Source organism: Nostoc sp. PCC 7107 (assembly GCF_000316625.1).
In the GTDB taxonomy this organism is placed as follows: domain Bacteria; phylum Cyanobacteriota; class Cyanobacteriia; order Cyanobacteriales; family Nostocaceae; genus Nostoc_B.
In genome coordinates this window covers 1,834,297-1,846,760 of record NC_019676.1, presented here as the reverse complement: position 1 = coordinate 1,846,760, position 12,464 = coordinate 1,834,297, and the positions used below count along the sequence as shown (strand labels likewise).

Annotated in this window: 8 protein-coding genes; 5 read left to right on the top strand and 3 right to left on the bottom strand. The window is 41.2% G+C overall.

From position 1 onward, the window contains the following. Positions 1–10: 10 nt before the first annotated feature. On the top strand, positions 11–2,101 hold the full coding sequence (locus NOS7107_RS07950) for a prolyl oligopeptidase family protein (RefSeq protein WP_044500603.1): 2,091 nt from the start codon (positions 11–13) through the stop codon (positions 2,099–2,101). Positions 2,102–2,217: 116 nt separating this feature from the next. After that, positions 2,218–2,817, top strand: a complete 600-nt coding sequence (locus NOS7107_RS07945; RefSeq protein ID WP_015112460.1) for a Uma2 family endonuclease — start codon at positions 2,218–2,220, stop codon at positions 2,815–2,817. A 128-nt stretch (positions 2,818–2,945) separates the two neighbouring features. Here NOS7107_RS07945 and NOS7107_RS07940 read toward each other — a convergent pair whose 3' ends face one another. Further along, positions 2,946–3,230, bottom strand: a complete 285-nt coding sequence (locus NOS7107_RS07940) for a DUF427 domain-containing protein (RefSeq protein ID WP_015112459.1) — start codon at positions 3,228–3,230, stop codon at positions 2,946–2,948. 127 nt (positions 3,231–3,357) lie between these two features. Between NOS7107_RS07940 and NOS7107_RS07935 the strand changes: the two genes are divergently transcribed. Together NOS7107_RS07935 and NOS7107_RS07930 are read left to right on the top strand one after the other, a co-directional pair. Next, a complete protein-coding gene (locus NOS7107_RS07935; RefSeq protein ID WP_015112458.1) occupies positions 3,358–3,684 on the top strand; it encodes a hypothetical protein in 327 nt (108 codons plus the stop codon). Beyond that, positions 3,685–7,191, top strand: a complete 3,507-nt coding sequence (locus NOS7107_RS07930; RefSeq protein WP_015112457.1) for a tetratricopeptide repeat protein — start codon at positions 3,685–3,687, stop codon at positions 7,189–7,191. It abuts the gene before it with no gap. 283 nt (positions 7,192–7,474) lie between these two features. Here the strand turns inward: NOS7107_RS07930 and NOS7107_RS07925 are convergent, their stop codons facing one another. Continuing rightward, positions 7,475–9,694, bottom strand: coding sequence for a glycosyltransferase (locus NOS7107_RS07925; RefSeq protein WP_015112456.1), 2,220 nt, complete (start codon positions 9,692–9,694; stop codon positions 7,475–7,477). A 388-nt stretch (positions 9,695–10,082) separates the two neighbouring features. Then, positions 10,083–10,610, bottom strand: a complete 528-nt coding sequence (locus tag NOS7107_RS07920) for a type IV pilin-like G/H family protein (protein ID WP_015112455.1) — start codon at positions 10,608–10,610, stop codon at positions 10,083–10,085. Between the two features lie 247 nt (positions 10,611–10,857). Here NOS7107_RS07920 and trxB point away from each other — a divergent pair, with 247 nt between their 5' ends. Next, complete coding sequence (gene trxB, locus NOS7107_RS07915; RefSeq protein WP_044499836.1) at positions 10,858–12,228, top strand: thioredoxin-disulfide reductase; 1,371 nt, start codon at positions 10,858–10,860, stop codon at positions 12,226–12,228. Positions 12,229–12,464 lie beyond the last annotated feature (236 nt).

Genomic DNA, 12,464 nt, shown 5'->3' with positions numbered 1-12,464 from the left:
ATCCCCAACTATGTCAACAGCAAAACAGATCACTTATCCAACTACCCAAAAAAGCGAACAAGTAGATGATTATCACGGAACGTTGGTTGCAGACCCTTATCGTTGGTTAGAGAATCCCGATTCTGAAGAAACGAAAGCCTGGATTGCGGCTCAAAATAAAATTACTTTTGGCTTTTTAGGTGAAATTCCTGCTCGTGACAAAATTAAACAACGCTTAACTAAACTTTGGGATTATGAAAAGTATGGTATCCCATTTAAGGAAGGCGAATCTTTAGGAGACGGTTCCAGCGATCGCTATTTTTATTTCAAAAACGATGGACTGCAAAATCAAAGCATATTATATACATTAAAAACTCTCGACTCTGAACCACAAGTTTTACTTGACCCCAATAAACTTTCTGCTGATGGCACTGTTGCTTTATCAGGTTTATCTATTAGTAATGATGGTAAACTTTTAGCTTATGGTCTTTCAAATTCTGGTTCTGATTGGCAAGAGTGGAAAGTCCGCAATGTCGAAACAGGTAAAGATTTAGCAGACCATTTGCAGTGGATTAAATTTTCTGGTGCATCTTGGACGAATGATAATCAAGGCTTTTTTTATAGTCGTTACAATGAGCCAAACTCTAAAACTCAGTTAGAAGATGTCAACTATTATCAAAAGCTTTATTACCATAAATTGGGTACACCCCAATCGGAAGACATTTTAATTTATCAACGTCCTGACCAAAAAGAATGGGGATTTGGTGGTGGTGTTACAGAAGATGGACAATATTTAATTATTTCTGTGTGGTTGGGAACTGACTCTAGGAATTTAGTTTTTTATAAAGACTTAACTAATCCCCAAGCTGAAGTTGTTGAACTCATTAACGAGTTTGAGGCAGATTATAGTTTTATTGACCATGATGATAGTATCTTTTATTTCCGCACCGATTTAAATGCCCCACGGGGTAGAGTAATTGCCATTGATGTTAAAAAACCAGACAAATCAGCATGGCAAGAAATTATTCGGCAAAGTGAAGCAACTTTAGAAAGTGTCAATATTCTCAATAATCAGTTTGTTGCTGATTATTTGCAAGATGCGCGATCGCAAATCAAAATTTTTGACTTAAAAGGTGCATTGGTGCGCGAGGTAGAATTACCCGGAGTTGGTTCAGTCGGCGGCTTTGGTGGTAAACGTCATGATACGGAAACTTTTTATAGTTTCACTAGTTTTACTACTCCAGGCGCAATTTATCGCTACAACTTATTAACAGGCAAAAGTGAACTTTTTCGTCAACCAAAGGTAGACTTTAATCCTGATGATTACGAAACAAAGCAGGTATTTTATCACAGCAAAGATGGCACAAAGATGCCGATGTTTATTACTCACAAAAAAGGCATTAAGTTAGATGGTAATAACCCGACTTATCTCTATGCTTATGGTGGGTTTAATATCTCTCTAACTCCGACTTTTTCTGTGAGTAACTTGGTGTGGATGGAGATGGGTGGTGTTTATGCTATGCCAAATCTGCGCGGTGGTGGTGAATATGGCGAAGAATGGCATCAAGCAGGGATGAAAGAGAAAAAACAAAATGTGTTTGATGATTTTATTGCGGCGGCTGAGTGGTTAATTGCCAATAAGTATACAAAAACTGGCAAACTAGCGATCGCAGGTGGTAGTAACGGCGGTTTATTGGTGGGTGCTTGTATGACACAGCGTCCTGATTTATTTGGTGCGGCCTTACCAGCAGTCGGCGTGATGGATATGTTGCGCTTTCACAAGTTTACTATCGGCTGGGCTTGGACTGCCGAATACGGTTCGCCAGATAATGCGGAAGAGTTCAAAACTCTTTATGCTTATTCACCGTTGCATAATCTCAAAGCAAAGACAGCTTATCCCGCCACTTTAATTACTACCGCAGATCATGACGATCGCGTTGTACCTGCCCATAGTTTCAAATTTGCGGCGGCTTTGCAAGCAGCCCATCAAGGTGATGCGCCTGTGTTAATTAGAATTGAGACAAAGGCGGGACATGGTGCGGGTAAACCAACAACCAAGATAATTGAGGAAGCTGCGGATAAGTGGGCTTTTTTGGTAAGGGTTTTGGATATTAAGATTTAAACGCAGAGGTAGGCGCGGAGTAACGCAGAGTTTTGAGGTGTGTTCAGGCGATCGCGGAACGCACCTTTTTTGTGAGATAACCAAGTTACACTGTTGAATAGATATGGGTAAAAGCTATGCAGGTTACACAACAGCAATACTATACCCCAGAGGAATATTTACAGCTAGAGGAAGCGGCTGAATATAAAAGTGAATATATTGATGGACAAATAATTCCAATGGCGGGTGGAACCGTTAATCATGCTCAAATCTTACTTAACCTTGGTTCTGCGTTAAATTTTGCATTTAGACAGCAAAATTACGAAGTTTTTGTGAGTGATGTCCGTCTGTGGATAGCACAAAAACGGATTTATACATACCCAGATGTGATGATTATCGCAGGTGAACCGGAATTTTTTAACAATCGCCAAGATATTATTACTAATCCGCAAATTATTGTGGAGGTGCTGTCAAAATCCACTAGAAATTACGATTATGAGGATAAGTTTGCGGCGTATCGCACAATTCCCACGTTTCAAGAATATCTGTTAATAGACCAATATCGGGTGCATTTAGAGCAGTTTTCTAAGATTGGGAAAAAACAATGGAACCTGCGTGAGTATGATGAGGAAGATAATGCGATCGCCTTTGCATCTGTACCCTTGGAGATTTCTCTACAAGATTTATATAACAAAGTGAATTTTGAGCTTGTTGAGCCGGAAACTGAAATAATCTGAAATAATCTAACTAAAGAGTTTTATCAAGAGATTCTCGCTGAGTGTTGAGTAAAAGCAGGAAAAAGAGGCTTATTTACTAAAACTCGGTTAATCAAAAGTTTCAGCAAATAAGCCGGAAGCGTATCAAATTAAGCTTCGACTTTTACGCCTTTCCAGAAAGCGATATACCCTTCAATATTTTTCGCTTTTTCCTTGGCGCTGGGATAATACCAAGCAGCGTCTTTGTTGACTTGTCCATCAACTTCGATGCTGTAGTAACTAGCTAAACCTTTCCAGGGACAAGTTGTGTGAGTGCTGCTGTCTTGAAAATACTGCTTGTTAATTGCGTCGGGAGGGAAATAATGATTACCTTCCACAACTACAGTATTATCGCTTTCGGCTAAAGTTGCGCCGTTCCAGGTTGCTTTCGGCATAAGTGCGTGACTGATGAAAGTTTACACTTAACATTCTGACACTTCCCAGGAAATCAGCAAATTTGAGTTGCTGACTGATATATATTTGTGGGATGTATGATTTGATTGCGTGTGGCAAAGATTACTAATGGCAGAAATTCAAATTGGGATTGAGGGTGAAGGTGCGCCAGCCGCCGCCGAGGCTTTGCTAGAAATTCCTGGAATATCGGGGAGTTATGAAGTTCCTAGCTCAAAAGAAGGCACATTAGCAGTCATCGCTACTATTGTCGGCATTGTGGGTGGTGTTGCGGCTTTAGCTGAACAAATTCGCAAATGGTATCAAGAATGGCATAAATCTCATCCAGGGAAGCAATTTGATGTGGTAATTCTTGACCCTGATACTGGAAACAGGATTTTACTCGAAGAAGCTACTATAGAGGAAATCACCGAAATCCTCAAATCTATCAGCAAATAAGTGCAAACTATCCGCATTCAACTTCGGGAAAGTACGCAGGAAACTGTTGAACTCAGGTATTGGCTACCTCAAATAAAGCACTATGAATCACGTCGCCTGAAATTGGCAGAAATCGCTGATTTCCTCCAGCAAGGCGAACGAGATTATTATAAACTGCTGCCCAATTTACCAGGAATCGGGAAGCAGTTATTTTTTTGGTTGGATGGGGATGGACGGTGGTTGAGTCGGGGAATTGCTAACTGTCGCGGTGAGGGGTTGGTAATTGCCATTGATACTGATAAAAAATTGGCACATTTACCTTGGGAAGTGCTGCATGATGGTGAGGATTTTTTAGTCAAGCGGGTTAATCCAGTGGTGTTACCTCTGCGCTGGATTGAGAAAGAAACGGAACCGTTTTCTGTGGAAGCACGACAATTGCGAGTATTGTTTATGGCAACCGATCCGGAAGATGTGCAACCAAAGTTAGAGTTTGAACAGGAAGAAGCGAGAATTCTGGCTGATACGCGAGATTTTGCTGTTGATTTGCGGGTGGAAGAAAGCGGTTGCGTTAGCGAGTTGGGTAAGGTGTGGAGTCGCTATTTTAATGACTTTGATGTGTTTCACCTCACAGGACACGCCTCAATTAAAGATGAAGCACCTTACACGCCTTACTTTATTACTGAGACGGAAATCGGCGATCGCCACGAAACCACAGCCGCAGAACTGGCCGAAATCTTTCGGTTTCGCTTTCCCAAGTTGGTGTTTTTGTCTGGGTGTCGGACTGGACAAGCACCAGATAAAGGGGCTGTTCCTTCAATGGCTGAGGCGCTTATTGAACAAGGGGCTAGGGCGGTTTTAAGTTGGGGGCGGCCTGTGGAAGATCGGACAGCCACAGCCGCCGCCGCGCACCTCTACGGCAAATTGGCGGCGGGATATCAATTAGCCCAAGCACTAGCTAGTACTTACCAGCAGTTATTTAAACAGAAAGTGCGTGACTGGCATTTGTTACGGTTATATGTCCAGGGTGAATGTCCGGGTGCGTTGGTGGATGTGTTGGGAGATGTGCCACTCTCAGCGCCGGAACCTGCTTATCAACAGTTTTTAGATCCCGATACCCAACTGGTGCGGGTGGCGAAACCCTCTGAGTTTGTGGGGAGACGGCGGACTTTGCAACGTTGTCTCAAAGCTATTCGCACTTCATTAGGGGTACTAATTCACGGACTGGGGGGTGTGGGTAAGAGTACTGTGACGGCGCGACTTCTGGAAAGGATGGTTGGCTATCACAGGCTGGTGAACTTTCGGCAACTGGATGAGGACAAACTGCTCAAAACCCTTGCTGAACAATGTACCTCGGAACGGGGGCATGAAATTCTCAATGGCAAGTTACCCTTGATGCAGCGCCTCACCAAGTTTTTCAGTGAAGGACTGAATACCAAAGAACAGCGCTTTGCCTTTGTGCTGGATGACTTTGAGGCTAATTTGGAATTACGAAATGGGGTTTATGTCTTGCAACCACAAGTTGTGGAGGTAATGCTGGCGTTGCTGAAGGCGATGCAAAATTCCCAACTTCCCCACAAGGTAATTATTACCTGTCGCTACAATTTCACTTTGTCGGAACTGAATCATCGTCTGTACCGCGAACCTCTGGGGGCTTTGGGTGGGGCAGATTTAATTAAAAAGTATAATCGTCTGGATTCGTTTAATGGCAGTTGGCAATTTCAGCCAGATTTGCCGGAACGTGCCAAAACAGCAGCAGATGGAAATCCTCGGCTGTTGGAATGGTTAGATCAGATTTTGCAAAATTCCCCGAAGTCGCCGGAAGCGGAGAGGGGAGTTGAGATGATTCTGCAAAAGATGGCAGATAAGGAAAAGGAATTTCGTGAGGATATTTTGGCACAGGAATTGCTGAAGCAGCAAACTCCAGCTTTGCGTCTTATGCTGGGGAAGTTGTTGGTGTATGAGTTACCTGTTCCTCTAGCTGCTATTTCCCCGATTTGTGAGGATATCTCAAGTTGGGAAAGTCATAAGCAATGCGCTGAAATTTTGGGTTTGTTGGAAGTTACCCTCACCAACAACACAGAGAGGTTGTATCGTGTTCCCCGGATTTTGTCACCGTTGCTAGAGTTTCCAGAAAACCCCAAGGGTGAAGAGTTGTATAAACAAGCTGCACAAATTTTGTATCGTCTGTGGTGGGAAGAGGGGAAAGGTGCGACGGAAGCACAAAGTTTAGAAATTCATCGCTTGGCGTTGTTGGGGAAGGATGAAGACATTGCTGGCACAATAGCCTTCTATCTGGCACGTAACTGGAAAAATCAAAGCCGTTTTCGAGAAGCAGTGCAACTGTGCAAATCTACCTTAGAATTCACTCCAGACTACCGCGTTTTACATGAAATAGCTCGCTCTCAAGAAGTACTTGGTGAAGTTGAACAAGCACAGCAGTATTATCAGCAAGCGCTTGAATTTTGTTTGGAAACAGACGAAATAGAAAAATCTACAATAATTCATAACCTGGCAGGTATCTACCTCAACAAAGGTGAAGTGGAGCAAGCGATCGCACTTTACAATCAGTCTTTGGAAATAAGTGAACGCACTGGAGATGTCCAAAGCAAAGCTGCGACGTTGCACTGTCTGGGAATGATCTACGTCAACAAAGGGGAAGTGGAGCAAGCGATCGCACTTTTCAATCAGTCTTTGAAAATAAAAGAACGCATTGGTTATGTCCAAGGCAAAGCGGCGACGTTGCACGAACTGGGACGTATATACGCCAACAAAGGGGAAATGGAGCAAGCGATCGCACTCTACAATCAGTCTTTGGAATTAAAAGAACGCATTGGTAATGTCCAAGGCAAAGCGGCGACGTTGCACCAACTGGGAATTCTCTACGCCAACAAAGGGGAAGTGGATGAAGCGATCGCACTCTACAAGGAGTCTTTGGAAATAAATGAACGCATTGGTAATGTCCAAGGCAAAGCGACGACATTGCACCAACTGGGAATGATCTACGCTAACAAAGGTGAAGTAGATCAAGCGATCGCACTCTACAAGGAGTCTTTGGAAATAACAGAACGCATTGGTGATGTTCAAGGCAAAGCGGCGACGTTGCACAATCTAGGATATATCTACACCGACAAAGGGGAAGTGGATCAAGCGATCGCACTTTTCAATCAGTCTTTGGAAATAAATGAACGCATTGGAAATGTCCAAGGCAAAGCGGTGACGTTGAAACAACTGGCAATTATCTACGCTAACAAAGGGGAAGTGGATGAAGCGATCGCACTTTTCAATCAGTCTTTGGAAATAAATGAACGCATTGGAAATGTCCAAGCCAAGGCAATGACTTTGTGGTTGTTAGGACATTTGGCAGAACAGCAGGGTGAATACACTAAAGCGATATCCTATTTGCAACCAGCTTTAGAGATTTTGCAGCGATTGCAGTCACCGGATGCTGAAAGTGTGAGTGCAAGTCTTGATAGGGTAATGCGTAACAGACTTGTCCGAAATATTAACGTAGGAAAAGAAAAATCCTAAAACTAGGAATAACTCTGCAATTAGAAAAACTAGGAGTTTATTTTTATGCCTCTAAACCAACATTAACTATCTCGACCCTTGTAATTCAATACTTCTCGGTTAATATTTTAATCTTTTTAAGATACCTCCAACCCCCTTAAAAAGGGAGGCTAACAACCTCATTTTACCCCCTTAATAAGGCGATCGCCGTAGGCGGGAGGATATTAACCGAAAAGTATTGAGGAGGGAAGAGGTTTTCAATCCACTTTACTTTTTGTTACATAGTTCGTTTATTTGCACCATTCTACTTAGTTGTATATTTCTGCCACATTTGCTCATAAGCTTTTTCCATTTCACGAGCAAATTGCTTACCATTCCACAAAGGTGAAGTTTTTCTGGATTGTCTCAGCTTCCAAGCAATTTGTTGCCGCAAATCCGCATCTTTGCCTAAGCGTATACCCCACTCTACATACTCTTCATCAGTCCAGGCAATACCTTCAGAAATACCAGCATTCATCATCATGGTATAGCTATTACGTGCCGCAAATTGCTCACCCACTCGCGTTACCATCGGGATGCACATCCACAGAGTTTCTAAGGTAGTTGTCGCCCCATTGTAAGGATAAGTGTCTAAAACTATATCAGCAATATCTAAATTAGCTCGGTGAACACCTTCTGTCGGAGCATCTGCTAAAAATCGCAATCTTGCATAATCAACTTCTTCTTCTTTCGCTATTTGGGCAAAGAATTTGTGAGTTGATTCTTCATCGGCCAAACCTTTAATCAAGAAATAGCTATTTGGAACTTCTTTTAGAATTTTTAACTGCAATCTTGTAATATCTGGATGCCTTTTAAATCCCCTTTGTCCAGAAAAATAAACAACTGCATCATTGGGAATATCCAATTCATCTCGTCGTACTTTAGGCACATTTACCTCAAAACCATCTACAGCTATATAGGTTTGAGGTAAGCGCCAAATTTTTTCTTGATAGTGTTCCTGTGCGGATTCTGAAAGAACGTAGGGGTCAGCAATAAAATAATCTATCGATGGACTACCCGAAGCATCCCAACCTAACCATGTCACCTGAATTGGTGCTGGTTTGAAGGTCATCACTTCACAAGTTATATCAAGTGTGATGCTATCCAAGTCGATTAAAATATCAATTTCATCTTGATAAATTTCTTCTGCTAGTGACCAAACATTATAGGATTTGAATACCTTATCCATTTGGTTAATATACCACTGATGCAAGAGATCAGATACATTATCACTATTAACAAAATAACCATTAATTTCAAACTTATCTCGGTCATGATACTGCAATAACCATCGTGCTAACCAACCCACAGAATGACTTTTGAAACAATGGGAGATATATCCTATTTTCAGTTTTTTCTGAGATATTCTTTGTTTTTTTCTTTCTAAATGTCCTTGAGAATATTTTTCTACTTGTGCTTGGGCATAAATATTATGATTTTCTTGACATATTTGCAGTATTTTATTTTGTACAGACCTATTTTTCGCTATATTGTCTTCTATATAAAATGCAAAATAATTGGAATTTAACAGTATAGATACATCCATTGGTGTCAAATCTTGAGGATTCGTAGCTATAAGTTCTGCTAATAAATCTTGTTGCCTTTGATTGACAGAGTAAGATTCTTGCCACTGACCACCAGCACTCATTAATCCCCTTAATATCTGACGGTTGGCAAAAATCTTTTCTGGTAATCTTTCCACCAAAGAATAAAAAGTTTTAGCTGTTTCTATGCCTAATTCATAGTCATCAGAATTTTGATAAAAACTAGATAAATGACCTAACACTCCTGGATTATTGTTATCCAGTCGTAAATAAATTTCACATAACTGCGCTGCTATTTTTGGTTGTCTACGCGAGTAAGCAATGTCTACAGCCGCAGCTATGAAGATATTCATTAAAGCTTGAGGATTTTCTGTAAAATGTAGAGAACAAGCTTCAAAGAACTCTATACTAGAAGGATATATCTGTATATAGTGTAAAACACTACTTATGGTTTTACCTAAAATTTCTAAATTGATGTTTGTTTTTGTATTGGAATTAATAATCTCAATGATATCTAGTTCACTGAATGTTTCCTCTGTATAAGTTTCAAGCTTAATATGTAGATTAATTAGATGCAGGAGATTGTGAATATTGTCAGGAGCAATTTGCCTAATGTTTTGCCTGATTTTTTCGCAAATATTATATTTTTCTAGCTTCTCTTGGCGGTCGGCTTCTGTTTCTAAAATTTCTAATAATTCAGCATTCCAAATATTAACTTGTTCTGCTTCTCCTTCCATCATTGCCATGAACCAAGTCGTTTGTGCTTCTACTTCTTGTTCCTGTAAGAGGAAGATTAATCCTAAATGCCAATAGTTAGATTTAATTTCTGGATTGACAGCAATTGCTTGTTCATAAAGGTTAGCAGCTTGAATGTAATTTCCGTTCAGAAAATATTCATTTGCACGCTGATTTAAGCTGAGAGAAGTATTTAGAGCAACCATAGGTCAAAAATTTTGAATCTGAATAGGAGAGATTGCAAAAAGACAGGAAACTATGAATTTCCCTAGAGGATGTCTGAAAACTTTGTGATGTTGTATTTGAGACTTTTAGATCCTCCTAAATCCCCCTTTTTAAGGGGTGCTAGGGGGGATCAGGCAAAATATTTAATACTTCTAAGACATCCTTCATCTCACGGACATCTCAAGCAATTAAATATGCCTTATCCAGAAACCTTGTAGAGACTTAGTAATGCTATTCTCTACATTATTTCTGGAGATGTCTAATGAAAAAAATTGCAGAAATTGGGTAATGTGATAACACACTACCCAACAGAGGAATAACTTTATTTGAAATTGCCTAGTAAGATGACTAGGAAAAATATTAAGTTTTTTATCTAGCTAGGGAAGCGAAGTTGTTCTGACAGGCTGTAGAGCTGGTAGCCGTAGCGGGAGATGTCGTCACAGGGGTGGGTGATTCACAAGCTATTGCCACTGTGAGTGCTTCAGACGTAGCAGCGCTACCTAGTGTTGTACCTACTACACCGTAATAAGATTTCAGCGCAGGTTTAATAGGTGTTGCGTTAAATTGGGTAAGAGTACTAGTACCAGCAATAACGTAAGAATAGTTATCAGATTGAGTCTTAATACCTACTTGCAACTGAGAAATACTGGTAGCAAAACCTTGGTATTCTAAGTAGTAAGCTTGTTGAGAACGGTTAACTGTACCAACGTAGTTTCTGGCTTCTGACTGTTTGGCTTTGTTAACTTGACCAAGCAGGGACGGTAGCGCGATCGCCGCCAGTACACCAATAATAATTACTACAACTAGCAGTTCAATTAAGGTAAAACCTTCTTCTTGTTTGTTCTTACGGTTGCTGAGGTAATGTAAGTATTTAGCTTGCAATTCTGGCTTGAGCATGGGGTTTCTCCTGAAAGTTCGGGGTACGAACGTTGATTGGTGAGTTCTAGTTGTAACTTACCCACTTGTAATCTCCGATCTATCACTTCTGGTAAAAAATCTTTCTTACTCTGGTAAGATAGCCGTCAAATTACGGTGTTGAGAAGTTATTACGGATGGAAAAGTATTTCTAGAATCAGGGTTTGATTCCACTCCATTAATTTGTTATGCTAGATTAAACGTAGTCGTTATGAGTTCAGTTAAATTTATGACTAACCCGACTGTAGAAAACGTGGTGATTATCGGTTCTGGGCCAGCAGGATACACCGCTGCCATCTATGCGGGACGAGCGAACCTGAAACCCGTTGTTTTTGAAGGTTTCCAAGCTGGAGGATTGCCGGGTGGGCAACTGATGACCACGACGGAAGTAGAGAACTTTCCGGGGTTTCCGCAAGGGATTACTGGGCCAGACCTAATGGATCGGATGAAGGCACAGGCTGAACGTTGGGGGGCTGAGTTACATACTGAGGATGTGATATCTGTTGATTTAAGTCAGCGTCCGTTTACAGTCCGCTCTGAAGAAAGAGAAGTTAAAGCCCACAGTTTAATTATTGCCACTGGAGCCACAGCAAGGCGCTTGGGTTTAGATAGCGAACATTTATTTTGGAGTCGCGGAATTTCTGCCTGTGCGATTTGCGATGGTGCGACACCAATTTTCCACGGCGCAGAGTTGGCGATAATTGGGGCTGGCGACTCAGCCGCAGAAGAATCTATTTACCTGACTAAATACGGTTCCAAAGTTAATTTGTTAGTGCGGTCTGATAAGATGCGGGCTTCTAAAGCTATGCAAGACCGAGTTTTGAGTAACCCAAAAATCCAGGTGCATTGGAACACAGAAGTTGTCGACGTGTTTGGCAATGGTCACATGGATGGGGTGAAAGTTCGCAATAATCAAACTGGTGCAGAAAGCGAAATCCATGCTAAAGGTTTATTTTATGCGATCGGTCACACTCCGAATACATCTTTATTTAAGGGACAACTCGAACTGGATGATGTGGGTTACATTGTCACCAAACATGGTTCTGTAGAAACCAGTGTTGAAGGTGTTTATGCTGCTGGTGACGTGCAAGACCATGAATATCGCCAAGCAATTACAGCTGCGGGTACTGGCTGTATGGCGGCGTTATTGGCAGAACGTTGGTTGTCTTCTAATGCTTTGATTCAAGAGTTTCATCAAGAACCAACAATTAATAATGAGTTAGAAACTCAGCCAGCACCAAAGAAAACGGAAGCTGAAGAAGCCGCAGGGTTTAGTTTACAGGCAACACGCCATGAAGGTGGTTATGCTCTACGGAAATTATTCCATGAAAGCGATCGCCTGCTGATTGTCAAATACGTTGCTCCTGGTTGCGGCCCTTGTCATACCCTCAAACCCATACTCAATAAAGTAGTGGATGAATTCGATGGCAAAATTCACTTTGTGGAAATTGACATTGATAAAGACCGCGACATTGCCGAAAACGCTGGGGTAACAGGTACACCAACAGTGCAATTCTTCAAAGACAAAGAACTGGTGAAGGAAGTCAAAGGCGTGAAACAAAAGAGCGAGTACCGCCAGTTGATTGAAAGCAATCTTTAAAAGTCTTAAGTATGAAGGATGAAGTCGGAAATTTAAGATTTTATCCTTCATCTTTCTAGGACTTACACCCAAGTAATTAAAAAGCAAACAAGAGAAGATACAGAGACAACTGAGAAATAAGAGTTAGAGAGCGTTTTGGCGTAATCCTAACTTCATTTCATACTTCACAGTTTATTTCATACTTCATACTTCACACTTCACACTTCTATAATGGTCAGCGTATCTTGCTTGATGCA

Excerpts from the sequence above, each read along its gene's own strand:
- NOS7107_RS07950 (WP_044500603.1), top strand. The coding sequence starts at position 11 with ATGTCAACAGCAAAACAGATCACTTATCCAACTACCCAAAAAAGCGAA.
- NOS7107_RS07945 (WP_015112460.1), top strand. The coding sequence starts at position 2,218 with ATGCAGGTTACACAACAGCAATACTATACCCCAGAGGAATATTTACAG.
- NOS7107_RS07940 (WP_015112459.1), bottom strand. The coding sequence starts at position 3,230 with ATGCCGAAAGCAACCTGGAACGGCGCAACTTTAGCCGAAAGCGATAAT.
- NOS7107_RS07935 (WP_015112458.1), top strand. The coding sequence starts at position 3,358 with ATGGCAGAAATTCAAATTGGGATTGAGGGTGAAGGTGCGCCAGCCGCC.
- NOS7107_RS07925 (WP_015112456.1), bottom strand. The coding sequence starts at position 9,694 with ATGGTTGCTCTAAATACTTCTCTCAGCTTAAATCAGCGTGCAAATGAA.
- NOS7107_RS07920 (WP_015112455.1), bottom strand. The coding sequence starts at position 10,610 with ATGCTCAAGCCAGAATTGCAAGCTAAATACTTACATTACCTCAGCAAC.
- trxB (WP_044499836.1), top strand. The coding sequence starts at position 10,858 with ATGACTAACCCGACTGTAGAAAACGTGGTGATTATCGGTTCTGGGCCA.